The organism is Rhodococcus sp. SJ-3 (assembly GCF_051918125.1).
Lineage (GTDB): Bacteria > Actinomycetota > Actinomycetes > Mycobacteriales > Mycobacteriaceae > Rhodococcus.
On record NZ_JBQBGR010000002.1, the window covers coordinates 101364 to 124655 of the forward strand.

The 23292-nt window shown below is 66.0% G+C and carries 28 protein-coding genes and 1 pseudogene; 13 read left to right on the plus strand and 16 right to left on the minus strand.

Going from position 1 to position 23292, the window contains the following annotated elements; translation table 11 throughout:
• Positions 1-42 precede the first annotated feature (42 nt).
• Entirely contained in the window at positions 43-1278 is a 1236-nt protein-coding gene (locus tag ACTDXD_RS27630; RefSeq protein ID WP_440127903.1) for an Nramp family divalent metal transporter, read from the plus strand.
• Positions 1279-1302: 24 nt separating this feature from the next.
• Here ACTDXD_RS27630 and ACTDXD_RS27635 read toward each other — a convergent pair whose 3' ends face one another.
• The 6 genes from ACTDXD_RS27635 to ACTDXD_RS27660 form a co-directional block, all read right to left on the minus strand.
• Positions 1303-1575, minus strand: a complete 273-nt coding sequence (locus ACTDXD_RS27635) for a DUF4229 domain-containing protein (RefSeq protein ID WP_440127904.1) — start codon at positions 1573-1575, stop codon at positions 1303-1305.
• Positions 1576-1634: 59 nt separating this feature from the next.
• Complete coding sequence (locus ACTDXD_RS27640; RefSeq protein WP_440127905.1) at positions 1635-2375, minus strand: DUF305 domain-containing protein; 741 nt, start codon at positions 2373-2375, stop codon at positions 1635-1637.
• Complete coding sequence (locus ACTDXD_RS27645; protein ID WP_440127922.1) at positions 2368-3075, minus strand: DUF3105 domain-containing protein; 708 nt, start codon at positions 3073-3075, stop codon at positions 2368-2370. The genes ACTDXD_RS27640 and ACTDXD_RS27645 overlap by 8 nt, the downstream gene beginning before the upstream one ends.
• A gap of 199 nt (positions 3076-3274) precedes the next feature.
• Positions 3275-4102, minus strand: coding sequence for a M23 family metallopeptidase (locus ACTDXD_RS27650; protein WP_440127906.1), 828 nt, complete (start codon positions 4100-4102; stop codon positions 3275-3277).
• 632 nt (positions 4103-4734) lie between these two features.
• A complete protein-coding gene (locus ACTDXD_RS27655; protein WP_440127923.1) occupies positions 4735-5109 on the minus strand; it encodes a thioredoxin family protein in 375 nt (124 codons plus the stop codon).
• 31 nt (positions 5110-5140) lie between these two features.
• Positions 5141-6520 (minus strand): MBL fold metallo-hydrolase, encoded by a 1380-nt coding sequence (locus tag ACTDXD_RS27660; protein WP_440127907.1) that lies wholly within the window; start codon positions 6518-6520, stop codon positions 5141-5143.
• Between the two features lie 517 nt (positions 6521-7037).
• On the opposite strand from ACTDXD_RS27660, the gene ACTDXD_RS27665 reads away from it, so the two are divergent.
• The 8 genes and pseudogenes from ACTDXD_RS27665 to ACTDXD_RS27700 all read left to right on the plus strand — a co-directional run bounded on the left by ACTDXD_RS27665 (position 7038) and on the right by ACTDXD_RS27700 (position 11440).
• Positions 7038-7637 carry a rhodanese-like domain-containing protein gene (locus tag ACTDXD_RS27665; RefSeq protein WP_440127908.1) on the plus strand — a complete coding sequence of 200 codons (600 nt, stop codon included), beginning with the start codon at positions 7038-7040 and terminating at the stop codon, positions 7635-7637.
• A gap of 2 nt (positions 7638-7639) precedes the next feature.
• Entirely contained in the window at positions 7640-8518 is an 879-nt protein-coding gene (locus ACTDXD_RS27670) for a sulfite exporter TauE/SafE family protein (protein ID WP_440127909.1), read from the plus strand.
• An 81-nt stretch (positions 8519-8599) separates the two neighbouring features.
• Positions 8600-8752 (plus strand): hypothetical protein, encoded by a 153-nt coding sequence (locus tag ACTDXD_RS27675; protein ID WP_440127910.1) that lies wholly within the window; start codon positions 8600-8602, stop codon positions 8750-8752.
• Positions 8753-9040: 288 nt separating this feature from the next.
• Positions 9041-9254 (plus strand): annotated as a pseudogene (locus tag ACTDXD_RS27680) (MBL fold metallo-hydrolase); the annotation flags it as partial.
• 118 nt (positions 9255-9372) lie between these two features.
• Entirely contained in the window at positions 9373-9642 is a 270-nt protein-coding gene (locus tag ACTDXD_RS27685) for a metal-sensitive transcriptional regulator (protein WP_378563647.1), read from the plus strand.
• 34 nt (positions 9643-9676) lie between these two features.
• A complete protein-coding gene (locus tag ACTDXD_RS27690; RefSeq protein WP_440127911.1) occupies positions 9677-10090 on the plus strand; it encodes a DUF302 domain-containing protein in 414 nt (137 codons plus the stop codon).
• A gap of 394 nt (positions 10091-10484) precedes the next feature.
• Positions 10485-10844, plus strand: coding sequence for a Cd(II)/Pb(II)-sensing metalloregulatory transcriptional regulator CmtR (cmtR, locus tag ACTDXD_RS27695; protein ID WP_440127912.1), 360 nt, complete (start codon positions 10485-10487; stop codon positions 10842-10844).
• Positions 10841-11440 (plus strand): cadmium resistance transporter, encoded by a 600-nt coding sequence (locus ACTDXD_RS27700; protein WP_440127913.1) that lies wholly within the window; start codon positions 10841-10843, stop codon positions 11438-11440. Before cmtR ends, ACTDXD_RS27700 begins: the two co-directional genes overlap by 4 nt.
• A 204-nt stretch (positions 11441-11644) precedes the next feature.
• Here ACTDXD_RS27700 and ccsB read toward each other — a convergent pair whose 3' ends face one another.
• Genes ccsB through ACTDXD_RS27725 form a run of 5 tightly spaced genes read right to left on the minus strand, consistent with a single transcriptional unit; the run spans position 11645 to position 16300 of the window.
• Positions 11645-12610 (minus strand): c-type cytochrome biogenesis protein CcsB, encoded by a 966-nt coding sequence (gene ccsB / locus ACTDXD_RS27705; protein WP_440127914.1) that lies wholly within the window; start codon positions 12608-12610, stop codon positions 11645-11647.
• 3 nt (positions 12611-12613) lie between these two features.
• Complete coding sequence (gene resB, locus ACTDXD_RS27710) at positions 12614-14236, minus strand: cytochrome c biogenesis protein ResB (RefSeq protein WP_440127915.1); 1623 nt, start codon at positions 14234-14236, stop codon at positions 12614-12616.
• On the minus strand, positions 14233-15051 hold the full coding sequence (locus ACTDXD_RS27715) for a cytochrome c biogenesis CcdA family protein (RefSeq protein ID WP_440127916.1): 819 nt from the start codon (positions 15049-15051) through the stop codon (positions 14233-14235). Before ACTDXD_RS27715 ends, resB begins: the two co-directional genes overlap by 4 nt.
• The gene (locus ACTDXD_RS27720; RefSeq protein WP_440127918.1) at positions 15048-15620 is read right to left on the minus strand and encodes a TlpA disulfide reductase family protein; all 573 of its coding nucleotides are present in this window, start codon (positions 15618-15620) and stop codon (positions 15048-15050) included. The genes ACTDXD_RS27715 and ACTDXD_RS27720 overlap by 4 nt, the downstream gene beginning before the upstream one ends.
• A 47-nt stretch (positions 15621-15667) precedes the next feature.
• Positions 15668-16300 (minus strand): TlpA family protein disulfide reductase, encoded by a 633-nt coding sequence (locus tag ACTDXD_RS27725; protein ID WP_440127835.1) that lies wholly within the window; start codon positions 16298-16300, stop codon positions 15668-15670.
• A 306-nt stretch (positions 16301-16606) separates the two neighbouring features.
• Here ACTDXD_RS27725 and ACTDXD_RS27730 point away from each other — a divergent pair, with 306 nt between their 5' ends.
• The 4 genes from ACTDXD_RS27730 to ACTDXD_RS27745 are packed head-to-tail and all read left to right on the plus strand — an operon-like array spanning position 16607 to position 19786.
• Complete coding sequence (locus ACTDXD_RS27730; protein WP_440127836.1) at positions 16607-16975, plus strand: ArsR/SmtB family transcription factor; 369 nt, start codon at positions 16607-16609, stop codon at positions 16973-16975.
• The gene (locus tag ACTDXD_RS27735) at positions 16972-18930 is read left to right on the plus strand and encodes a heavy metal translocating P-type ATPase (protein ID WP_440127837.1); all 1959 of its coding nucleotides are present in this window, start codon (positions 16972-16974) and stop codon (positions 18928-18930) included. Before ACTDXD_RS27730 ends, ACTDXD_RS27735 begins: the two co-directional genes overlap by 4 nt.
• Positions 18927-19442, plus strand: coding sequence for a signal peptidase II (gene lspA, locus ACTDXD_RS27740; protein ID WP_440127838.1), 516 nt, complete (start codon positions 18927-18929; stop codon positions 19440-19442). The genes ACTDXD_RS27735 and lspA overlap by 4 nt, the downstream gene beginning before the upstream one ends.
• Positions 19439-19786, plus strand: coding sequence for a DUF3703 domain-containing protein (locus ACTDXD_RS27745; protein WP_440127839.1), 348 nt, complete (start codon positions 19439-19441; stop codon positions 19784-19786). The genes lspA and ACTDXD_RS27745 overlap by 4 nt, the downstream gene beginning before the upstream one ends.
• Positions 19787-20047: 261 nt before the next feature.
• Here the strand turns inward: ACTDXD_RS27745 and ACTDXD_RS27750 are convergent, their stop codons facing one another.
• The 5 genes from ACTDXD_RS27750 to ACTDXD_RS27770 form a co-directional block, all read right to left on the minus strand.
• Entirely contained in the window at positions 20048-20491 is a 444-nt protein-coding gene (locus ACTDXD_RS27750; RefSeq protein ID WP_440127840.1) for a hypothetical protein, read from the minus strand.
• Positions 20488-21099, minus strand: coding sequence for a helix-turn-helix transcriptional regulator (locus tag ACTDXD_RS27755; RefSeq protein ID WP_440127841.1), 612 nt, complete (start codon positions 21097-21099; stop codon positions 20488-20490). The genes ACTDXD_RS27750 and ACTDXD_RS27755 overlap by 4 nt, the downstream gene beginning before the upstream one ends.
• 53 nt (positions 21100-21152) lie before the next feature.
• Entirely contained in the window at positions 21153-21419 is a 267-nt protein-coding gene (locus ACTDXD_RS27760) for a hypothetical protein (RefSeq protein ID WP_440127842.1), read from the minus strand.
• A gap of 517 nt (positions 21420-21936) precedes the next feature.
• Complete coding sequence (locus ACTDXD_RS27765; protein ID WP_440127843.1) at positions 21937-22842, minus strand: hypothetical protein; 906 nt, start codon at positions 22840-22842, stop codon at positions 21937-21939.
• Positions 22843-23001: 159 nt separating this feature from the next.
• A partial coding sequence (locus tag ACTDXD_RS27770) for a hypothetical protein (RefSeq protein ID WP_440127917.1) occupies positions 23002-23292 on the minus strand: 291 nt, incomplete at its 5' end.

Sequence of the window (23292 nt, forward strand, 5' to 3'; positions counted from 1 at the left end):
TTCCCCTGACTTTTAATTCAGGGGAACCTTAGGAGGCGGTGGATGACGCTGACGCACGACCTCGGGCGCACGCAGCGATGGCGCCGCTGGACACTTCTCGGACCGGCATTCGTCGCCTCCATCGCCTACGTCGACCCGGGCAACGTCGCCTCCAACGTCAGCGCCGGTGCCCAGTTCGGCTACCTGCTGGTGTGGGTGGTCGTGGCGGCCAATGTCATGGCCGCGTTGGTGCAATACCTGTCCGCCAAACTGGGTCTGGTCACCGGCAGGTCGTTGCCCGAGGCGCTGCGTGAACGCATGCCTCGGCCGGTGCGCTTGGCGTACTGGGGGCAGGCGGAGCTGGTCGCCATGGCCACCGACCTGGCCGAGGTCATCGGCGGCGCCATTGCCCTGAATCTGCTCTTCGATCTCCCGCTACTGGTCGGAGCGCTGATCACCGGGGCGGTCTCGCTAATCCTGCTGCTGGTACAGGACACACGCGGTCAGCGCGGATTCGAACGGGTGATCACCGGCCTGTTGGCGGTCATCGCAATCGGCTTCGTCACCAGCATCTTCGTCGCCCCACCCCCCGCCCACGCTGTCGTCGACGGACTCGTGCCACGCTTCGACGGCGCCGAATCGGTCCTGCTGGCCGCGGCCATGCTCGGTGCGACCGTGATGCCGCATGCGGTCTACCTGCACTCGGGCCTTGCCCGGGACCGTCATGGGCATCCCGAACCCGGTCCACGACGAACCCTGCTGCTGCGGGTCACGCGCTGGGATGTCGGATTGGCCATGGTGGTGGCGGGAACGGTGAATCTGGCCATGCTGCTCATGGCCGCGACGACGTTGCGCGGGCGAGAAGGGGTCGATTCGATCGACGGGGCGCACACGGCACTGGGTCAGGAACTCGGCCCGACCGTGGCGCTGCTGTTCGCCCTGGGGCTGTTGGCCTCCGGGTTCGCGTCGACCTCGGTGGGGGCCTATGCGGGGGCGTTGATCATGGACGGGCTGCTGCGCAGACGGATCCCGCTGCTGGCGCGTCGTCTGATCACCCTGGTGCCGGCGTTGGTGGTGGTCGCACTCGGGACGGACCCGACCCGGGCGCTGGTGCTCTCGCAGGTGGTGCTGTCGTTCGGTATTCCGTTCGCGTTGATTCCGTTGGTGCGTCTGACCAGTGATCGGGCGCTGATGGGTACCGCGGTCAACCATCGGCTCACCACCACGGTGGCCTGGATGATTGTCGGCACGATCACGGCGCTCAATCTGGTGTTGATCTACCTGACGGTGTGGCCGTGACGGCGTCGCTGCCGACGATCCGGATCAGGGCCGCGGCGGCGCCGACCGGTATTTCCGCTGGCCATCGACGAGGCGAATCTCATCGTTGATGCGTGTGCGCATCCGGCGCAGAGCCACCAACGACACGGCCATGCCGGTGAGTACGCCGACGATGAGCACCCATGTCAGCGACACGTCGAGCCCGAGAATGCGGACACCGGCCACGGCGGCAGCGGCGCAGCCGGCCACGAGGGCCAGGCGGGCCCCGGTGTAGAGGAACATCAGACGGGGCAGACGCATCGTCGACGACTGTTTCATGAGCACTCCTCGGAGCTGATCCGGGACGAGGCCGTCCGGGCTGATGGCGGGTTCACCGGTCACTTCATCGGTAGAGGTGCGGCGCCTCGGACCGTGAGCAGCTGCTGCATCGTCGTCGATTCGGCTTCCTGAGTATCCGCGATCTGTTGTGCGAGCGTGGTGACCACGTGTTCGGACGCGTTGACCGCGGCGTAGCGCGCCATCGGCAGGCCGCCTTGATGGTGCCGGAGCAGCAGTTGCAGGTACAGGGTGTCGAAGGCGGGACCGGTGGCGCGCCGGAGTGCGTCGAGTTCGGAGGTGGTGGCCATCCCGGGCATCGATGATCCGGACGTTCCCGCGTGCTCGGCCATGGTCGGCATCGTCCCGGGGCCGCCTTCGGTGCTGTCCATCCAGGTCATCGGTGTGCCGGGAGTCTGCAGCGGTCGGTCCCACATGGCCAACCAGCCCTGCATCGTGCCCCACTGGCTCTGCTGGGTGGTGATCACGTCGTAGGCGAGGGTGCGCACCGCCGGGTCGGTGGCATTGGTCAGGGCCATCGCCGACATTTCCACAGCCTGGCTGTGGTGCACCGACATGTCCTGGGCGAAACCCACGTCCACCGAATCCTGTGCGGGCGGCTCGGAATGACCGGATCCCAGTCCGCTGGCGCTGATGCCCAGATAGAGACCGACGACGAGCGCGAACACCGCCACCGCGAGCATGCGGCCGAGCCCGACCCGTCCACCGGGGGCAGGAGCGACAGGGACGGCGCTCTCGTCGGTCTCAGTCCTCGCGGTCTCAGTCCTCGCGGGCTCAGCCATTGCGGGGCTGCAGGTTCGAGCCCACCGCCGGTGCGGTGGGGGCAGGTTGCCCGCCGACTGCCATGGGGACGGCGTCCGGTCCCGGCGGGGAGGCATCGAACGGCGGCGGTGAGCTCGGATCGAAACTGCCCGGTGTGGTGGAACAGGTGGCACCTGCCTCCGGGTGGGTGTTGGGGTTTCGACGCAAGGCGGTGATGAACTGGTCGAGTCGATCGTCTTCGGAGTCGTCGAGCGCGAGGCGGTGACCCCACGACTGCACCGAGATCGCGGACGACAGACCGGGGTAGGGCGAGAGCAGGGTGTATGGCTGGCCCTCGACCAAGGCCTGCAACGTCGGCACCTCGTCTCCGGCGACCTGCTGCGGGTCGTACGTAATCCACACCGCGCCGTGTTCGAGCGAATGCACCGCGTTCTCGCTGCGGATCGGCTCGGGATAGATCGTGCCGGTACAGGTCGCCCAGTACTGATCGTGCGGGCCTCCCATCGGGGGGCTCTGGTCGTAGGCCACCCGCTGGGGTGCCTGCACGTGGGTTCCGGCCGGGTACTCGATCTTCTCCACCCCGTCGATCGCAGTGGACGGATCGGGATTGTCGGCACTGGGCACGTACTGCTGGGCCTCGGCGCGGTCGGCGACCTTCGGAGCGAGGGTGGACGCGATGACTCCGATCAGGGCCACGATCACCGCGGCAGCGCCGATCATCGGCCACGGCGCCCGGCGTGAATCGGTCAGTGTGAGCGGTCCCCTGCGTGTGTGGGACGCCGGGGACGTCGGTTTGTCTGAACTGTTCACCGCGAGAGCCTTCCTCGGCACCGATGGGGCACACCCCCATAAATACTATGAATCATAGTATTTATGGGGGTCATGCCGGGTCACCTCGTTACTGCCGAACCGGCGACGATCACACCCGCGACAGATCCGTCGCCGGGACACCTCGCTGCTGCAACCATTGGGTCGGATTGACCTTCGCACCGCCCGGATCGGTGGTCTCGAAGTGCAGGTGCGGTCCGGTGGACTGACCTCGATTGCCGACGGTGGCGATCTGCTGGCCGGCCTGCACGCGCTGTCCCACCTCGACCAGCGTTTCGTTGATGTGACCGTAGGTGCTGGTGGACCCGTCCTCGTGCCGGACCTGGACCCACAGGCCGAACCCGGACGCCGGACCGGAGTCGATCACGGTGCCCGATGCGGCAGCGTAGACCGGGGTACCGATGGTGTTGGCGATGTCCAGACCGGCGTGCGACGACCCCCACCGGGGGCCGAACGCGGAGGTCAACGTGCCCGAGACTGGGGCGACCGCGAGAGGCTGCGGCCTCGGCGCTGCCCAGGGTGCCTGGCTTGCCGGCGCCGCCGCGGCCGAGGGCGGGGCCGGAACAACCGGGGCAGGGGGTGCCACCGCGGGCACGTCCGGAATCGCGGCGAGCTGATCGAGCACTGCCTCGACCTCCGGAATCGCGGTAATCGCGGCGAGTTCGGGCGGCAACGGGGCCGGAACTGCGGTCTGCACGCCGTCGGATGTCGACGCGGCGGCGGTGCCGGGAGCGAGGAGCTGTGATCCCACGATCAGCAATGCGCCGGTGGCGACCGTCGAGGCGCAGGTCGCGGTGGCGGTGCGCTTCGCCGGGGCCCGATGTCGTCCCCCGCTGCCGAGTGAATCTCGCGCGAACTCCGGCGACATCTCGGGAAGGTCACGGTTTCGGTGCGGATTGGTGGCGTGGTGCCGTCCCACAGTAATGCTCCTGACAAGCGGTTTTGGTGTAGATCTGTCGTTGTCGTGACGGACAATGTAACGAAACGATATACGACTCGGCCTGGAAAAACTACCTAACTTAGTAGTTGGTGGGGGTTCTTCGGCGACCGGGCGCGCAGCAACACCGCCGCCGGCCGCCGCGGGCGTGAACGCTTCGAAAACCGACCCGAGCCCGGGTGCCGTCGCCCGAGCCCCTCGGGTGCTCACCGGCAGGACGCGAAGAGAGCAGAGACCTGAACATCGCGCTGCGGTCGGTGACGGCGGCTCGGTCGAGCAGCGCACGGACCCCTCTATCACCGCGACGGTTTACGGATGCTGTGCTCGACGGTGTCGGTCGGTGCGCGATGGCAGCGGTGGTGGTGACGCCGTCGATCATGGTCCCGTTACGACCGAGGTCAGCGACGGAAGAGTGAACGCACGCTTCGACGCTCGACTCGGGCCGGGACGGTGTCCTGACCGCAGGTGCAGCGATCGGCGGCGGGCACGGAACGCATGACGGCGTCGACATGCTGTCCGCATCCGCCCCATCCGGTCTTTCCGCAGTTCGTGCAGTCGACGGGGTAACACATGGGAGACATCCTCGATGAGGGTTCGTTACGGACCCACAAGGGTCAGAAGTGGGAGGCTGCGCGTTGTTCGGCAACCTTCGTATGGATCTCGGCCAGGTCGAGGGCCTCGATCCGGGTGATCAGGGCCCCGAGAGCCGGCGCCGGCAACGCGCAGGACTGTGAGTGGACGAGCCCACCCTCTCGGAAGGCCATGATCGTCGAAATCGAGTGTATGTTCGCCATGGCGGCGAGCTGCTGTTCGGCTTCGGTGTCGACCTTGGCATGCACGATCTCGAGGTGCGCCTGTGACGACTTGTCGAAGACCTGGGTGAAGGCGCGGCACGGGCAGCACCACGATGCCCGGAAGTCCACGAGCACGATGCCGTTGCCCACAATGGTGGATCCGAAGTCTGCCATCGTGAGGTTGTTCGTCGCGATGTTTTCCGCCCCTGTCGCGAGGCCGGAATGATCAGGCGGGGACGTGGGATTCGGCCCACATGTTGTAGCCGCCGAGCAGATCCGTGACGTTCTCGAAGCCCTGGGCGCGCAGTAGCGAAGCCGCGACGCTCGAACGCCATCCACCGGCACAGTGCACCACGATCGGTTTGCCGGCCGGAACCTGGTCCAGACGGGCCCGCAACTGCGCCAACGGGATCGGCACCGCGTCCGGGATGACCCCGAATTCGCGCTCACCGGGATTGCGGATGTCGACGAGGGCGACGGCATCGGCGGCGAGCAACCGGTCGAGCTCTTCAACCGTCGTCCTGGCTGCGGTCTCGACCAGATCGGCCAGCTCCGCAGGGAAGACCCCACCCCGATCGAGGTTCAGATAGCCTGCCGCGCCGTCGGATCCGATTCGAGCCAGACGCACCGCGGCGTCCTGCTCCTCACCGGGATAGGTGATCAGCACGATCTTCTCACCGACCTCGGCAACCATGCCACCGGTCTCTGCGAAGCGACCGTCGAACCCGACATTGACCGAATCGCGTAGATGTCCGGCAGCGAAATCGTCGACACTACGCGCATCGAGAACGCGCGTACCGGCGGCGAGCTCGGCCTTGACCTGTTCCGGGCTCAACTCGGGAATCGTGCGGTCCTGTACCAGAAGCGGATGCATCCGCTTGTTCATGGCCGCATCGACCGAGAAGTACGACGGGGCCGCCGGTTGACCCTCGGTGACCAGGGCAACGAAGGCGTCCTCGCTCATCGGCTGCACGGACGAGTTGGTGACGCGCTGTTCCCCGATGGTCGAGGTCAGTTCCGTCGACAAGTTCTTCCCGCACGACGAACCGGCACCGTGAGCGGGCATGACGACGACCTGATCGGGCAGCGTCAGCAGCTTCTCGTGCACGGTGTGATACATCGCTCGCGCCAGATCGCTGGTCGAGCCGTCTCCGAGGTTGACCAGGTCCGGACGGCCGACGTCGCCGATGAACAGCGAGTCGCCGGTGAGAACCGCGGTCGGGACGTCGCCGGGATGTTCGCGCACCAGCACCGAGATCGATTCCCAGGTGTGGCCCGGTGTGGACAGGATTTCGAGCTCCACCTCGCCGAGGGGCAGCTTCTCGCCCTCGCGTAGGCGGCGGATCGGGTAGTCGGTCTCGGCGGCCTCCCCGAATCCGATCCACGCGCCGGTGGCCTCGACCAGCTCGAGGTGTCCGGAGACGAAGTCGGCGTGGAAGTGGGTGTTGATCACCCCTTCGATGGTCAGTCCGTACTTCGCTGCATCGGAGAGGTATTCGGTGATGTCGCGGCGTGGGTCGACCACGATCGCCGTGCCGGTGCTCTCGTCGCCGATGAGGTAGGACGCGTGGGAGAGGCACTCGATGTAGTACTGCTCGAGAATCATGGCTTCCTCCGTTGCTGGGATCTGGGTGGTGTTCCGGGGATGTAGACATCGTGGCATATACCCCATGGGGTATGTCAAGTACCCCTGGGGGTATGAGAGGGAGTGTGTTTCGCGCATGTGATCGAGCGGGAAGTTGTCGAGGGAACATGCCGAAGCCGGGAGCGTCGGCGTCTGTGTCGAGCGCAAGGCCGGCGCACCGCGGTGACCCCGATGCTTCGACGCCGGCCACGAGTTCTGTGAGGTCGTCATCCAACTCGCCGCGGCATCACGTGTGCTGCATCGCGCCAGCTTCAAGGTCATCTCGGATCAGCTCCGCCGATGCGTCTTCGGCGGGCGGGACACCGCATGCGCTGGCCGTCTCGCTGAAGCGCACCCCGAGAAGTTGTTCCCACCTCGCCTGACGTTGGGTGACAGTGCTCCTTTTCTTATACCCCTAGGGGTATATGTACGATAGTCGACGATACCCCCGGGGGCACCTTCGTAAGCCGCCCCGATTTCCCCAATCGAAAGGCCACCCATGACCGAGTCTCCTGCCGTCACCGCCGATCCGAATTCCTTGCACGAGTCGATCGAGTCCGGCAAGAACGTGCGCATCATCGACGTCCGGACTCCGGGCGAATTCGAGTCCGTGCATATCCCCGGTGCCTACAACGTCCCCCTGGACCTGCTGCGCGAGCATCGCGACGAGTTCTGCGCCCATTTCGACGAGAACGTCGTGCTGGTCTGCCGCTCCGGACAGCGCGCCGGTCAGGCCGAACAGACCTTGCGCGACGCGGGATTGTTCAACCTCCACATCCTCGACGGCGGCATGCTCGCCTGGGAATCGGCCGGCCTTCCCCTCAATCGCGGTGCCGAACGCTGGGATCTCGAACGTCAGGTCCGGCTCGTCGCCGGCTCGCTCGTGCTGAGCTCGGTTCTCGGCAGCCTCGCCGTGCCGAAGCTCAAGTGGCTTGCCGCCGGAATCGGTGGCGGGCTGACCTTCGCTGCACTGTCGAACACCTGCGCGATGGGCATGCTGCTGTCCAAGCTGCCCTACAACCGCGGCGCCTCGTGCGGCGCCCAGAGCATCGTCGCACAGCTGGTCCAGCCGAACACCGAACGCGCCGGGAGGAACTGATCATGATCGCGTTGACCGTGGCGCTGGCAGTCCTGGTCGGTGTCACCCTCGGGTTGCTCGGTGGTGGGGGCTCGATCCTCACCGTCCCACTTCTGGCTTACGTCGCAGGCATGGACGCCAAAGAGGCGATTGCCACCTCGCTGCTGGTCGTGGGTGTCACCAGTGCGGTCGGCGCGATCTCCCACGCCCGAGCCGGCCGCGTGCAGTGGCGTACCGGACTTCTGTTCGGACTGGCCGGCATGGTCGGCGCCTACGGTGGTGGCCTGCTCTCACGCTTCATCCCCGGCACCGTCCTGCTGCTCGGCTTCGCCGTGATGATGATCGCCACCGCGAGCGCCATGCTCCGCGGCCGTAGGAACAAGGCAGCCGGCGACGACGGCGACCATGCGATGCCCGTCGGCAAGATCCTCCTCGACGGTGTGATCGTCGGCCTGGTCACCGGACTCGTCGGTGCCGGTGGGGGCTTCCTCGTCGTGCCCGCCCTGGCATTGCTCGGCGGGCTGCCCATGCCGATTGCCGTCGGCACGTCACTGATCGTGATCGCCATGAAGTCCTTCGCCGGCCTCGGCGGTTACCTGTCCACCGTGCAGATCGACTGGCGCCTGGCGGCGATGGTCACCGGCGCTGCCGTCGTGGGCAGCCTGATCGGCGGTCGTCTGACTCCGCTCGTCGATCCGGACACCCTGCGCAAGAGCTTCGGTTGGTTCGTGCTGATCATGTCTTCGGTCATCCTCGCGCAGGAGATCCACCCCGGGGTTGGGGTCGCCGCAGCAGCACTCACGGTGGTTGCCGCCGGCGTCACCTATGCCTGCAGCCGAAGGGGGCACTGCCCGCTGCAACGACTCGGAGGGCGCCGTCGCGCCTCCGTGGCGGCGGGCTGACAGGAAGAATCGGAAGCAATCGACCTACCCTCCGGGCACCGCAAGTCGCCCTCTTCGACAGACCCGATCCAAGGAATCACCATGCACGAACTCGACACGGTCGCTTTGATCCAGGCGGGGGAGTCCGGAGCGCCGGTGCAAGACGTCCGCGAAGACTACGAGAACATCCAAGGCCATGTTCCGGGCGCCCAGTTGATCTTCGCCGCCCGGGGATGCGGGCGAGGTTCAAGGTGAGGCAGTACATCGAGGTGCTTCACAACCGACAGCGGCTCCATCCACCCTCGGCTACCGCACTCCCGCAGAAGCCCGAGCCGACCACAACGCTCAGATGGCTACCGCGGCCTGAATCCACAAACAGATCGGCTACGAAACTTGACACGGACCCGTCGTCGGCGTGGCCTCGGCGGTGGGTGCGATACCGAGAATCCGGGCGTCAGATCGAGTGGCGACTGGCCGGCATGTTCGCCGGCAGCGCCGTGGGACGTCTGGTACCCGAACGCGCTTTGCTGATCGGATCCGTCGATCATCGAAGCCTCCGGCCTCGGCGACCGTAGCTACCTACCTGATCAGCGCTGGCGACGTCGGTGCAGTCGTCGTCACGCAACGCGATCTTGACCGTGTGCTGAAACTGGCGGCCGAACACGGGGTGCGCATCACCCATGTACTCGAAACACACATCCACAACGACTACGTCACCGGCGGTCTCGAACTGTCCCGCACCCTCGATGCCGAATACCCGCACACCGGGAATGGCACAATCGTGGTTGGTCGGGGCGACGGCGGTCGCACACCTCATACCCTGTCCGGATACCCCCGGGGGTACGCTGATGTGAAGACTAGGAAAGGACGTCCCCATGGTCGGCGACGAAGACAGCATCGCTTTGGTACTCAACCGGTTGCGCCGCGCCCAAGGCCAGCTCGCCGGAGTGATCTCGATGATCGAGCAGGGCCGCGACTGCAAGGACGTTGTCACCCAACTCGCCGCCGTGTCACGCGCACTGGACCGCGCCGGATTCAAGATCGTCGCGACCGGCCTGAAGGAATGCCTGACCGACACACCGCAGGACGGCAAGGAACCCATGACCGAGGCCGAACTCGAAAAACTCTTCCTCACCCTGGCCTGATCAGGGCCCTCCCACGAGAAAGGCAGAACATCCCATGGCACTCGCACTGTCGACCACTCTGCACACCTCGTTCAACGACGCCGTCGAGCGCACCCGCAAGGCCCTGTCCGAGCAGGGGTTCGGAGTGCTCACCGAGATCGACATGAAGGCCACCTTGAAGGCGAAACTCGGCGAGGACATGGAGGACTACGTCATCCTCGGCGCCTGCAATCCGCCGCTGGCGCATCGCGCAGTGACGGTCGATCGGCAGATCGGGCTCCTGCTCCCCTGCAACGTCGTGGTCCGCACCGACCCGAACGATCCGAATACGGTCGTGGTCGACGCAATGAGCCCGCAGATGATGGTGCAGGTCGCCGACCAGCCGGGACTCGCGGAGGTCGCCGACGACGCCACCACTGCGTTGCAGGCCGCCATCGACTCCCTCAGAGCGGGCACAGCAAAGAACTGATGCCCCTCGGAAATTCGGCGGCGGTTCTTCCTGATTACGGCCACGCTAGTTTCTCAAGGGTAGGGCACCGCTTTCGAAGGTACGGATCGATCGAAGACTGTCCGGGCCAAAACTGTCGGGAGGCCCACCGCCCGTGGTGCCGGCTTGCCACGCCAGCAATGATCACCTGCTTGGCATCTACGAGTCTCGTGTGGATAGTCGATGGCCTGTCTGCCCTTAACGTGACGCAATTGACTCCCGGATACCCGATGGACTTCGGGCGCCCGGTCAGTCCGCTCGCAAAGTCGTGCCATTAAGGCGGGAAGATCACAATGAGTTCTCGGTCGATGGTGTCGAAAATCGATAGGTTTTAAGGCCTCTCGGTGAGTTCAGCATCTACTGTATAGTTCAGTAGATGCTGACTACCGCTTCTCGTATGGATGTGATGAACCGGTTGGGGCGGGCGATGGCCGATCCAACGCGGTCGCGAATACTGCTGACCTTGCTGGAGCGGCCGGCCTTCCCGGCGGAGCTGGCCCGGGATTTGGAGTTGACCCGTTCGAACGTGTCGAACCATCTGGCGTGCCTGCGCGACTGCGGGATCGCCGTGGCCGTGCCCGAAGGCCGCCAGACTCGGTATGAGATCGCCGATCCGCACTTGGCGCGGTCGCTGTCCTCCTTGGTCGAGGTCACCCTCGCGGTCAATGAGAACGCCCCCTGCTTGGACCCGGCTTGCTCAGTGCCGGGCTGTGACGCCACGAAGGTGCAGGCGTGATCCTGTCCTCGGCCCTGCAGGCGATCGGTCTTTTCATCGCCACCAACATCGACGACATCATCGTCCTCTCGCTGTTCTTCGCCCGCGGCGCGGGCCAACGCGGAACCACCGCACGCATCCTGGTCGGCCAGTATCTGGGATTCGTCGGGATCCTCGGCGCCGCTGTGCTCGTCTCCCTGGGCGCGGGAGCCTTCCTGCCTCCGGAGGTCATCCCCTACTTCGGGCTGATCCCATTGGGCCTGGGACTGTGGGCCGCGTGGCAGGCCTGGCGCGGGGACGATGATGATGACGACGACGCAAAGATCGAGGGCAAGAACGTCGCCGTGTGGACCGTAGCCGGCGTGACCTTCGCCAACGGCGGGGACAATATCGGCGTCTACGTCCCCGTCTTTCTCAACGTGGGCCCGGGAGCCGTGGTCGCCTACTGCATCGTGTTCTTGGTGCTGGTGGCGGGACTGGTGGGCCTGGCCAAGTTCGTCGCCACCCGTCGGCCTATCGCCGAAATCCTGGAGCGCTGGGAACACATACTGTTCCCGATTGTCCTGATCGGCCTGGGTGCTTTCATCCTGATCAGCGGCGGAGCATTCGGCCTCTGACAAGACTGACGCAAACCCCACCGCTCACATGTGAGCCGCCGACCCGCTCTAGCCCTCGCCACAGGACACCCGCTTAGTACGCCGCCGCCATGGAGTAGCTACAGAAGGCCGCCACTGAGGGATCAAAGTCCACAGACCGCGCGGAGCCCGACGTAGCCCACGCACGCGCAGGCCCCGCCCTCCATGTCCCTGTACCGGGAGGGCTCAGTTCAGTCCGGCGTAGGAGTGCAGACCGGAGACGACCATGTTGATGATGAACAAGTTGAACAGCATGGCCACAAAGCCGACGATGTTGATCCAGGCCGCCCGGGTTTCCCGCCAGCCGGCGGTGGCCCGAGCGTGCAGATACGCGGCGTAGATCACCCACGCGATGAACGAGACGGTCTCTTTCGGATCCCATCCCCAGAACCGGCCCCACGCAGCTTCGGCCCAGATCGCGCCGAGGACGACCCCGGCCCCGAACAACGGGAACGCGAAGATCGTCGTCCGATAGGCGAGCCGGTCGAGGGCACGGGCGTCCGGGAGCCGTTGCATGAATCGCGCCAGCCGGGTGTGAGGACGCTTCTCAGCGCTCAACGCCAGCAGAAACAAGGTGCTGGCCACCCCGGAGACAAGAAACACTCCGCTCGAGACGGACACGACCGAGACGTGAATCGGCAGCCAGAAGGACTGCAGCGCCGGCACCACCGGGGCGGCGTCGGCGTAGAGCACGGTGCCGGCGACGAACAACAGCAGCAGCACCGGGATCAGAGCGAAGGCCCACAGCACGCGCAGCCCCGGACGGCGCAGCACGATCAGACCGGCCAGTACCCCCACCGCGCAGGTGACGGTGACGAACTCGTACATGTTGCCCCACGGGAAACGCGCAGTGGCCAGCCCGCGCAGGACCATCGAACCGAGGTGCAGGATCAACGCCACCACGATCACGCTGACACCCATGCGGCCGAGCCGGTCCGACCACTGCCGCCGAACCGGCTCGACGACCCGGCCCGGCACTTCCGGCGAGGCGGCGGCGGAGGTGGTGGCGGCAGAGACGAGGACGGGCGCGGTGCGGCGTACCCGCACGGCCGCGAACTCGGCGACGAACAACATCAACGCCAGAAGATAGACAACGAAGGCGGTTTCGAAGCTCAGATCGGAGTAGTGGGCGAGGGTCTCGTCGATCGGCATGCGTTATCGGTCCTTCTGCGCAGGAAGAGCAGTGTCGGGAAGCAGGCGCTGGCAGATCGTGGTGAACTCCGATCCCCATCCGGCCTGATCGGTGCGGGCCAATCCGCCGAGTTCGAGGGCGGTGCCGGTGCCGTAGGGGCGCAGCCGCACCCAGATCCGGCGGCGCGTGATCACGAGTGAGGCCAGCAGACCACCCATCATCGTGATCGCGAAGACCAGCACCCAGTTCTGGGCGGGATCATGGGAGACCTGCAGATAGGAGAATTCTTCGGCGCCGTCGAACCGCACACTCGTGCCGTCGGCGAGTGTCGTCGACTCGCCGGGCCGCAGATTGACCCGGGCCTGTTTGACCAGCCGGCCCTGATTGATCATTTCGGAGTTCAGCGTGAAGATCGACTGCGGGATACCGGTGTCCAGACCGGTGTCGCCCTTGTAGATGTCGATGGCCACGGCCGGATCGCGCATGTCGGGAAACACCGAGGTCAGCAGGGTGCCGTCGAATGCTGCGGTGGGGGCGAACAACCCTTCGAGCGCAATCTGGTTGCGACGGCGCTCGTCCGGGTCCGGATAGGTACCGCCGGGCGGATCGAAACGCATGGCTCCGCTGCTGAGAAACGTGGTGGCGTCCTGCGGGGCGAACTGCAATGTTTCGGTGCGTTGCTGCCCGTCGGGGAAGGTCACGGTGAATCGGGGGGCGTAGCCGTGGCCGGTGAGGTAGACCCGTTCGTCACCGAGGCGCAGCGGTTCGTTGACCCGCAACCGGTGTTGCTGCCAGCGGCCGGTGCCCAGATCTTCTCCGCTTTGGTAGGAGATGTTCGAGGTGAACATTTCCGCCTGGCCGTTGTCGAGGTAGTCGGCGGAAAAGTCCTCGACCCTCAGGCAGAAGGGATCGAGTCCGGTGCCGTCGGTGGCGGTGCCGGCGCGGAACGAGTCGTACACCGCCGGGGAGGTGTTGCAGAACCCCGGGCCACCGTCGGCGATGACGATCACCGAGCCCTCGTAGCCGAGCAGTCGGCCGGCGGCCACCGCCACCAACAACCCCACCAGGGAGAAATGGAAGACCAGATTACCGGCCTCACGCAGGTACCCCTTCTCGGCGGAAATCTCCTGATTCCCGTCGTCGTCGGTGCGGGTGACCGTCCGCCAGCGCCGCAGCATGGTCTGTACCTGCGCGCCGGTGGCATCGACCGGGGTCTCGAGGAACCCCCGATGGTGATGCGGCAGGCGTGACAGATTGCGCGGTACCGCGACCGGAGCACTGCGCAGCGCGTGCAGATGCTCGCGCAGGCGCGGGAGCAGACACCCGATGAGCGAGATCATCAGAAGCGCGTAGATGGCGGTGAACCAGAAGCTGGCGAACACGTCGAACAGTTCGAGCCGGTCGAGGAGCGGGCCCAGCACCGGGCGGGCGGCGATGTACTCGTCGACCTTGCCCGCGTTGAGGTTGCGTTGCGGCAGCAGTGCCCCGGGGATTGCGGCGACGGCGAGCAGGAACAGCAGCACCAGGGCGGTGCGCATCGAGGTGAGTTGGCGCCACAGGTTCCGGGCGGCTGCGACTGCGCGCTGCCACGAAGAAGGTTGCGGGAGCGGCGGTGTCGGTGCCGGGTTCCGGTCGGTGACGGTCATATCGGTAGTACCGTGCTGGTGACGAACTCGTCGCGAATCCACGCGATGAACAGCTCCCATGCTCCGGTCAGCAGAGCGATGCCGACCCCGAGGAGCATCACGCCGCCGACGATTTGAATGGTGCGGGAATGTCGGCGAAGCCATCCGACGCTGCGTAGGGCCGAGGACGAGCCGAATGCCAAGGCGAGAAACGGCAGTCCCAGCCCCAGGCAGTACGCGACGATCAACACCACGCCGCGGGCGGCAGTGGTGCCTTCGGTACCGGCCGCCACGGACAGGACCCCGGCCAGCGTCGGTCCCAGGCACGGTGTCCATCCCAGCGCGAAGACCCCACCGAGCAGCGGGGCGCCGGCGAGCGAGGAAATACGCCGGGGCGCGAACCGCGTGTCTTTCTGCAGCGCCGGGATCAAGCCGATGAACGCCAGGCCCATCACGATGGTGACCACCCCGCCGAGACGTTGGAGCAGCTCCTGGTTGATCCGCAACGCCCCGATGACCCCGAATACCGAGGCGGTGGCCAGTACGAACACCACGGTGAAACCGGCGACGAACAAGCCGGCCGCTCCGGTGACCCGCCATCGGCCCGTGGTACGCACCGCGGTAGTGGTGGCCCGTTCCTCGGTGGTCAGCGCCGGTGCGTCAGCTCCGGAGATCCCGGCCAGATACGACAGATAGCCGGGAACCAGGGGCACCACGCAGGGGGAGGCGAACGAAATCAACCCGGCCAACACGCAGGCGCCCACCGCCAACAGCAGTGGCCCGGACGCGGCCGCCTCCTGGAAACTCGCACCGATTCCTTGAGCAAGCATGATCATTGTTCGGCCGCCACTCGTTCGATGACCGGTTGCAGGTCTTCGGTCAGCAGCGCCCGTAGGAACACCGCTGCGACGCGATGCTGCCGGTCGAGAACGAGCGTGGACGGGATGACGCTGGTGGGAAACGTGCCGCCGAGGGCGGTCAAGGTCGCCATCGGCGGGTCGTAGATCGAGGGATAGGAGACGTTGTTGTCGATCACGAAGTCCTGGGCCTTGTCGCGTTGCGGGTCGCGGACGTTGATGCCGAGAAACTGCACCCCCAGATCCCGGGTGGCTTCATAGGCGCGTTCGAGATCGTCGGCTTCGCTGCGGCACGGGGCACACCACTGGCCCCACAGGTTGAGCACGACCACCTCTCCGGCATAGTCGGCCAGATCGACGGTCACGCCGTCGGTCATCAGGTCCGGGCCGGACAGTGAGCCGACAGCGCCGCGTTCTGCCGGTGGATCGTAGAAGATGTCGGTCTGTCCGCCAGGGGCGACGAAATCGAAGGTGCCACCCTGGGCGACGGCGTCGGATCCGGTGCCGCACGCGCTCACCCCCACCAGCACCATCACGGCAAGGACCATTCGACCCAGCAGGCGACACACCTGTCCGCCTGCCGGGGTCGCGCCGGTCATCGCAGCAGCCCGTTCACCGCGGCACGGACCTGCCCGGGGTCGGAGAACACTGCGGGAGAGGCGATCCGGACCACCGAACCGTCCCGCTGCAGAAGGAAGGTCAACGGCAGCACGGGTGGGCCGGCCAGTGCCTGCTGCACCCGGCCGTCAGTGTCGGCGAACGAGGGGTAACCGATGCCCAGGTCGGTCATCAGCGCCGCGGCGGAGGACCCGGTGTCCTGCACGTTGACACCGATCACCCGCACCGCGTCGGGCTCGCGGGCATAGGCGTCGAGCACCGGCATCTCCTCCCGGCACGGCCCGCACCACGACGCCCAGAGGTTGAGCAGAGCCGGTTCCCCGGCCAGAGCGCTCCCGAGATCGACGGATTGGTCCGAGCCCAGACACTGCACCGCGACGTCTGCCAGAGGTCCCTCGGCCTCGGCGGCCGTGCCGGTCGGACAGGGCGGTGTGGCGACCGGGCCGGGCGCGGCGCTGCGGGCCGGAGCGGGCAGCGCGGACACCGCCGTCGGATGTAGCCCGGAATCCGTTGGGGTCACGGCGTGGTCCTCCTGTCGGGGCCACAGCGCCACCATGAGCACGGCGATGGCGAATAGACATGCGATCGACCATGCAGTTCTGGCGGACATGGGCCCTCTTCCGTTGTCGTCCGACCGAAATACTACGTGAGATAGTATTTTGGTCGGACGCCGGTAGGCGGGCAGCGGGACGTGCCGCGCCGGGTTCTCGCGCGCCGAAAACGCAGGTAAAAGCTCGATTGTGCTGAGGCGCCCCTGCGTGCGCCTTCGTTTCGGGGTGGCGCGTCCGAACTGGCAAGGCGGACCCTGAATCGTCGCGGGCCCGTGGGGGCGTCAGCCGTGTGGCGCTACTCCGAGGCACAGCCCCGCGCCGCCTCCGCCCTACTCATATCGATGGAATCCGGTTATTATCGTCATATGACGATCAATGAAGTCGGTTGCCTCGCCGACGACGCAGTGAATCCGGCGGTAGCGTTGTTCCACAGCCTCTCCGACGGCACCCGCCTGGCCATCGTGCGCCGCCTCGCCGCCGGGGAATCCCGAGTAGCGGACCTGGTCGGCGAGCTGGGATTGGCGCAATCGACAGTGTCGGCGCACGTGGCATGCCTGCGGGACTGCGGCCTGGTGCAAGGCCGCCCGCAGGGCCGGCAGGTGTTCTACTCGCTGGCCCGACCGGAACTGCTCGACCTGCTGGCCTCGGCCGAAACCCTCTTGGCCGCCACGGGCAACGCCGTCGCGCTGTGCCCGAACTACGGCACCGACACCGACACGGGAGTGACGGCATGAGCGACGCATGTGGGTGCGGCCCCGACGAACCCCGCGTCGAGGGCGAAGACGACCAGGAGCCCGACAAGTGGTGGGAGGTCACCGAGATCCGGGCCGCTGCCGCCGCGGGTGTCCTGCTCATTGCGGCCCTGATCGTCCGCGTCACCGGTGGGCCCGACGCTCTCGGGACGGGCTTCGAGGCGGTGGCGCTGGTCGTCGCCGGCTACACCTTCGTCCCCTCGACCCTCAAGCGGCTGGCCCGCGGCAAGATCGGGGTCGGAACCCTGATGACGATCGCTGCCGTCGGCGCCGTGCTGCTCGGCGAGGTCGGCGAAGCCGCGATGCTCGCGTTCCTGTTCGCCATCAGTGAGGGCCTCGAAGAGTACGCGGTCACTCGCACCCGACGGGGCCTGCGTGCCCTGCTGAATCTGGTGCCGGACACTGCCACCGTCCTGCGCGGCGGCCGTGAACAGACCGTCGCCCCCGCGGAGTTGGGGCTCGGGGAGATCATGATCGTCAAACCCGGGGAGCGGCTCGCCACCGACGGCACCATCCGCACCGGGCGCACCGCCCTGGATACCTCCGCGATCACGGGGGAATCGGTGCCGGTCGAGGCCGGACCGGGCTCCGAGGTGTTCGCGGGGTCGATCAACGGCACCGGCGTGCTCGAGGTCGAGGTCACCGCCGGCGCGCAGGACAACTCGCTGGCCAAGATCGTGAAGATCGTCGAGGCCGAGCAGTCCCGCAAGGGCGAGGCCCAGCGCCTGGCCGACAAGATTGCCAAGCCCCTGGTGCCGGGGGTGATGGTCGCCGCGGCGTTGATCGCCGCGATCGGCAGCGTATTCGGTGATCCGCTGGTGTGGATCGAACGCGCACTGGTAGTGCTGGTCGCTGCGTCCCCGTGTGCGCTGGCGATTGCGATCCCGGTGACCGTGGTTGCCGCGATCGGCGCCGCCTCCAAGCTCGGTGTCCTGGTCAAGGGCGGTGCCGCCCTCGAAGCGTTGGGCCGGATCCGCACCGTCGCACTGGACAAGACGGGCACCCTGACCCGCAACCGCCCCGAGGTCATCGACGTCGCCACCACCGGCGGCGCCACCCGCGCCGACGTCCTCAATGTCGCCGCTGCGCTCGAGGCCCGCAGTGAACATCCCCTCGCTGCAGCGATCCTCGCCGCCGTCGACGACTACACCCCCGCCGAGGACGTCGACGCGGTCCCCGGTGCCGGACTGACCGGTCACCTCGGCGGCATTCCTGCCCGTCTGGGCCGGCCCGGGTGGATCGACCCGGGCCCTCTGGCTGCCGATATCGAGCGGATGCAGCACGCCGGAGCCACTGCGGTGCTCATCGAACGCGACGGTGCCCTGATCGGGGCGATCGCGGTGCGCGACGAACTGCGTCCCGAAGCCCGCGACGTCGTTGCGGGGCTGCGCCGCGACGGTTACACCGTGGCGATGCTCACCGGCGACAACGAGCGCACCGCACGAGCGTTGGCCGCCGATGTCGGTATCGACGAGGTGCACGCCGATCTGCGTCCGGAGGACAAGGCCCGCATCATCGACAGCCTCCGCGGTACACGGCCGACGGCGATGGTCGGCGACGGCGTCAACGACGCCCCGGCCCTGGCCACCGCCGATCTGGGGATCGCGATGGGCGCGATGGGCACCGACGTGGCGATCGAGACCGCCGACGTCGCGCTGATGGGTGAGGACCTGCGGCATCTACCCCAAGCCCTGCAGCATGCCCGACGATCACGAACGATCATGTTGCAGAACGTCGGCCTCTCGCTCGCGATCATCACCGTCCTGATGCCCCTGGCCCTGTTCGGGGTACTCGGCCTGGCGGCGGTCGTCCTGGTTCACGAGGTCGCCGAGATCGTCGTGATCGCCAACGGGGTCCGCGCCGGACGTGCCCGAACCCTCACCGCCGCCACACAATCGACAAAGATGCCGGAACCGGCCACCGGAGTCAGGTCATGACGTTGGATGACAGCTCTGCCACACCCTCGGGTGCCCCGGCCGGGCAGCGTCGCAGACGCGGCAGTCTCGTAATACTCGCCGGCGCGCTGGCTGCTCTTGCGCTGATCCTCGATCCGGTGGCACGCGACGCGCTAGCCGGTGGGCGGGCACTCGATCTCGGTCTGCTGCAACTGCGCCTGACCTACAACACCGGGGTCGCATTCAGCCTCGGCGATCAGCTCCCCACCGCCGTCGTTCTCACCGTCACCGCGGCCATCACCGCGGCGATCGCTGTGTACGCCTGGCGCACCGCACCCCACAGTCATCCGCTCCAGACCCTCGGTCTCGCCGCGATCGTCGCCGGCGCCACCGCCAACGTCATCGACCGCTTCCTCGACGGCAAAGTCACCGACTATTTCCACACTGGATGGTTTGCCACCTTCAACCTCGCCGACACCTACATCACCTGCGGTGTCGTCCTCGTTTTCGGCGCACTGCTCCTCGACTCCACCAGGAAGGACTCCACGCCATGAGCCGAATGCCCGACTCTCTACGCACGGTCTACATCGCGGAAATGACCGCCGCCCGCCACACCGACGACAACACCGCACGCTGGCACCACCTCGAACGCGCCCACATCCTGTCCCAGCCCTACCCCTGGCCGCACACGCGTAACCACCTCGCCATGCTCGGCCTCGCACTGCGCCAGCGCGATCGCCGCGAGGCCATGGGCCAGGTCATCAGGATCCTGGTCGCCGCCCCCGGCTCAGCGATAGGTCGCTACCCCGAAGGAAACACCGGACGTACTGCAGCGGGGTTGATGACCCCGATGCCGATCCCCGACGATCTGGCCTCACTGCTCACTCGGCCCGCCTGAAACCGACCCGCTCGCAGCGGCTGTGCCACATCGAAACGACGACATCTCCGGCTAGTTGACCGCCTCCAGCGCTTGTTCCTGCACCGTCCGCTTTGCCTCGGCTCGACAGCGCCGGTGCAGAGCGGCTGTGCACATGTGCTGGGCGCCATGGATAACCGCTCGGCGAAAGGAAATGACGCGGCATATCAGAGTCGCAGGGCTCGATCCTCCCTCTCACCGCCGAGTTGAGGCGAACGCGAATCCGGCTACCACCACGGCACGTCAACCAGCGGCGTTCGCTCCCTGATCGTCGGGGGTGACGTGGACATCGCCGGGGCGAAGCAGTTTCAGGATGGGACGGTCGAGGCCCAGTTTGGCCGCGGACTGCGTGATGGACTCACGGAGGTAGGGATAGACGGACATCACCCCGACGCGTTCGACGAATTCGGCGACGACGGTGTCGGGAGCTTCGATCGGCTCGTGCAAAGTGAACACGGCCGACGCGTCGGTCAGGTATTCGCCCCCGGCGCCGGCGACAGTAGCCCGGCAGCGGATCTCGAAGACGAATTCCTCACGGCGTAGCGCGATCTGGATGTCCAGGGGGTTGTCCTCGCCGTCCGGGGTGCGTCGCGCATAGGTTTCGTAGAAGACGATGTCGGTGAGTTCGGCGAGCTCGAGCAGCTCGCGGGCGTCGGTGACCGTGCGAGGTTGCGGGGTCGCGCTCATATGGCGAGGGCGTAGCTCGACTGGAAGCTCTCCCCAGCCCAGTGCTGGTGGGGTGCGCTGACGGAGGGGGCGTACAAGGCAGTGGCCCGTTCGCCGGACAGGGTCACATGCCCAGCGAACGTCGCCGAGCGCGTCGGAGTCTGCAGCAGGGCAGTGTCGATGCGGGCATGCTCGGCGATCGAAGGAAACTTCAGGTCCTCGATGTCATGTCCGTGTCGCCGGAGCCAAGCGACGACATCGCCCCACAACCAGACCCCGCCACCGACCAGGTTGACCGGGGTGGGGAAAGGGTCGGACTGCATACGTTCCCCGCGCACCCAGTTGCCGACCGCCTGGCGTGAGACATCGGCACGGTCAGCGATGTCCTGGCGGGTGACCATGTCCGGGTAGGACCGCACTGGCGAGAGCCCACACGCGGACAGTACAGCTGCCGCGGACAGGGCCGCGGTGACCGCGTCGGCGCCCTCCGCCGTGACGGTCGCGAGGGTGAGACCGCTGTGGGACTCGACCACAACGTCCAGATGCTCCTCGACCATCGCGACACGGTCGTCACCCGGGCCGGTGAGGTCCGGGGTCACGAAAATAAGCTCGAATTCGGTCGGGGACATGCTTCCAGCATGCGCATTTCCGCATCTGTTGTCAATTGGCAACAGGGTTGATCTCACTTCATCAGTTCGTGCCGATCCGGGCAGCGTGATGCGGAGCGCTTCACCCGCTTGGCGGCGTTTCCCGGGTTCCTCGACGTTCCTGGCAGCGTGATGAAGTTGGCCCGACCGTCGATACACGGGCAGTACACCGCGTACTTGTGACCCTGTGCCCGCAGGCGCCACCCTTTGTTCTTCACGAGGTCCTCGACCACGGCGTAGACCTCCTTGTCGAGTGAACCTCGTGCGTCCTTGAGGCTGACCTCGTTCCACGCCTCACCCACGCGTCGGCCTCACTGGTACGACAGGGCGGTGGAGTTCGTGGGTGCGCGTTCCAGGTCTCCAGCACTCACCGAGTTCGGGGTCGATCGGAATGCCACCCTTCATGTCGTCCGGCCGCCGCGGCCAGGGCCGCACGTTCCCGGTCGTCTTGCGCTGCGTGGACAGTGTAGGGTTCGGCGCCGTCATCGAGAGTGCGTCGGTCCGTCACCCATTCGGGGTGTTCTCTTTCTGGGTGCCGCCCAGCAGAGCGTGGACCGTTCGACCCGATGATCTGCGTGCGAGGCGCACCGCACCATGTGAACACCGATTGAAACTTTAGAAGCGTCAATGGATCACACGATTGGTGCGATGAGAACAACAACCCGTATCGCATCGTGGAGCTGTCCAGTGGGTGACCACGGTGAGCGCAAAAAACCATGGACATTGTCGACTCATTCACGACTGAAGGCTGCTCGAGCCCCGTCGACATAGGTTGGCGAAAAACGTCGCGGCGGGCCAAGGCCCGCCGCGACAACAGTCCTACGCGATACGCTGGTCGCCGTCGGGCGGCGTCCACTTCATGTCGACGAACTGCTTGAACTCAGCGATGAGATCGTTGTTGTTCTCATGAGCTCGACGAGTGACATCGAGGTTGGTGACTCGGCCGCGTCCCAGCCCCGGCACGGTCTTCAACTGATCTTTCGGCGTCTTGAGCAGCTTGCCTGTGCTCAGTGGTACCGCCCGCTCGAGCTGGGCGTAACCCAGCACCTTCGTCTCGTAATAGCGAGAGGCAGACATCAGCAGATTCTGACGTGCCCATCCCTGGGGAACGAGAAGAAGAGGTTTGCCAGCTGCAACGGGAAGCTCGAACGCTTTGACAACCCAGCCGCGAGTTGAAGAATCCCACGCTTGGCACCCGAACGTCTCTACTCGATGCTCACCGGCCGTGAACTCCGGGTATTGATCCACCATGTAGGACGTGAACTCGGCCAGCGCGTCGAAAATGATACGTGTCGTGATGTCCGATGTGATGTCCTTGTCGATGCCCTCTATGAAGAGCGGCAACTCCTCGATCTCTTTGAAAAGACCAAGCACGATGAAGGCCTTGAGGTCTTCATTGAGTGACCTCCAGATCCAGGATCCGACTTCGCTAGCGCCGCCATGGCCGCTGAACCCACTCTTTGCAAGACCCAACCGGGTTTCCCATGGCTCGGGAAACTGCTCAAGAAGCCACAGTCCGCGCCGGACGTCTCCTCGGGTGACGCAATCGAGGACTTCCTCGAAGAACGTCTCGGTGCACTCGTTCGCCTTGACCGCGAAGGGATCCGCTCGCTGGTGGAGTCGAATGGCCCGTGGATCAAGGAACCACTTGTTGTCGACAGTGACATCGACATCCAGGAACGGTACGGGACCAGTGATCCCGTACGCGCTGGTGATAGGAGCCATGAGGCCCTCCTCATCAGGTAGTTGGCCCGAGGATGAGGAGTAGAGACACGCGTCCCTAGGGACTCCGCTACGCTGGAGAAGACTTGCACAGTCATCAACCGCGTCCTCGGACCGGTTACTGGTCTGGCCCCGCGCCAACGGGACCAGGCCAGAAGTCTTTTAAGAGTCGTCGCCCTCCGAATGGTTATCCGTAGTGCGTTTCGAGCGGTTCCCCACGATTTCTATGCTCGGACCCTTGAGGTCTATGCAAAGCATTCCGTCTTGCTCGTATGGCTTGTATCGGCGGCTGATGGTCGTGTCAATGTCATAGAACTGCGTAAACGCAGTCGCCGACATGATGACCTGTCCTGTGTCTTTCCGCGCAGACTGAGGCCGAACCGTGTATGCGTGCGGTTGATCGGATTCACGCAACGCAATGACCTGGTTGTCCTTGTCGAACAGGAGCTCCAA

Excerpts from the sequence above, each read along its gene's own strand:
- ACTDXD_RS27755 (WP_440127841.1), bottom strand. The coding sequence starts at position 21,099 with ATGTCCCCGACCGAATTCGAGCTTATTTTCGTGACCCCGGACCTCACC.
- ACTDXD_RS27750 (WP_440127840.1), bottom strand. The coding sequence starts at position 20,491 with ATGAGCGCGACCCCGCAACCTCGCACGGTCACCGACGCCCGCGAGCTG.
- ACTDXD_RS27765 (WP_440127843.1), bottom strand. The coding sequence starts at position 22,842 with ATGGCTCCTATCACCAGCGCGTACGGGATCACTGGTCCCGTACCGTTC.
- ACTDXD_RS27730 (WP_440127836.1), top strand. The coding sequence starts at position 16,607 with ATGACGATCAATGAAGTCGGTTGCCTCGCCGACGACGCAGTGAATCCG.
- ACTDXD_RS27660 (WP_440127907.1), bottom strand. The coding sequence starts at position 6,520 with ATGATTCTCGAGCAGTACTACATCGAGTGCCTCTCCCACGCGTCCTAC.
- ACTDXD_RS27670 (WP_440127909.1), top strand. The coding sequence starts at position 7,640 with ATGATCGCGTTGACCGTGGCGCTGGCAGTCCTGGTCGGTGTCACCCTC.
- ACTDXD_RS27645 (WP_440127922.1), bottom strand. The coding sequence starts at position 3,075 with ATGATCGGCGCTGCCGCGGTGATCGTGGCCCTGATCGGAGTCATCGCG.
- cmtR (WP_440127912.1), top strand. The coding sequence starts at position 10,485 with ATGCTGACTACCGCTTCTCGTATGGATGTGATGAACCGGTTGGGGCGG.
- ACTDXD_RS27685 (WP_378563647.1), top strand. The coding sequence starts at position 9,373 with ATGGTCGGCGACGAAGACAGCATCGCTTTGGTACTCAACCGGTTGCGC.
- ACTDXD_RS27640 (WP_440127905.1), bottom strand. The coding sequence starts at position 2,375 with ATGGCTGAGCCCGCGAGGACTGAGACCGCGAGGACTGAGACCGACGAG.
- ACTDXD_RS27675 (WP_440127910.1), top strand. The coding sequence starts at position 8,600 with ATGCACGAACTCGACACGGTCGCTTTGATCCAGGCGGGGGAGTCCGGA.
- ACTDXD_RS27630 (WP_440127903.1), top strand. The coding sequence starts at position 43 with ATGACGCTGACGCACGACCTCGGGCGCACGCAGCGATGGCGCCGCTGG.
- ACTDXD_RS27745 (WP_440127839.1), top strand. The coding sequence starts at position 19,439 with ATGAGCCGAATGCCCGACTCTCTACGCACGGTCTACATCGCGGAAATG.
- ACTDXD_RS27715 (WP_440127916.1), bottom strand. The coding sequence starts at position 15,051 with ATGATCATGCTTGCTCAAGGAATCGGTGCGAGTTTCCAGGAGGCGGCC.
- resB (WP_440127915.1), bottom strand. The coding sequence starts at position 14,236 with ATGACCGTCACCGACCGGAACCCGGCACCGACACCGCCGCTCCCGCAA.
- ACTDXD_RS27635 (WP_440127904.1), bottom strand. The coding sequence starts at position 1,575 with ATGAAACAGTCGTCGACGATGCGTCTGCCCCGTCTGATGTTCCTCTAC.
- ccsB (WP_440127914.1), bottom strand. The coding sequence starts at position 12,610 with ATGCCGATCGACGAGACCCTCGCCCACTACTCCGATCTGAGCTTCGAA.
- ACTDXD_RS27690 (WP_440127911.1), top strand. The coding sequence starts at position 9,677 with ATGGCACTCGCACTGTCGACCACTCTGCACACCTCGTTCAACGACGCC.
- ACTDXD_RS27665 (WP_440127908.1), top strand. The coding sequence starts at position 7,038 with ATGACCGAGTCTCCTGCCGTCACCGCCGATCCGAATTCCTTGCACGAG.
- ACTDXD_RS27725 (WP_440127835.1), bottom strand. The coding sequence starts at position 16,300 with ATGTCCGCCAGAACTGCATGGTCGATCGCATGTCTATTCGCCATCGCC.
- lspA (WP_440127838.1), top strand. The coding sequence starts at position 18,927 with ATGACGTTGGATGACAGCTCTGCCACACCCTCGGGTGCCCCGGCCGGG.
- ACTDXD_RS27735 (WP_440127837.1), top strand. The coding sequence starts at position 16,972 with ATGAGCGACGCATGTGGGTGCGGCCCCGACGAACCCCGCGTCGAGGGC.
- ACTDXD_RS27720 (WP_440127918.1), bottom strand. The coding sequence starts at position 15,620 with ATGGTCCTTGCCGTGATGGTGCTGGTGGGGGTGAGCGCGTGCGGCACC.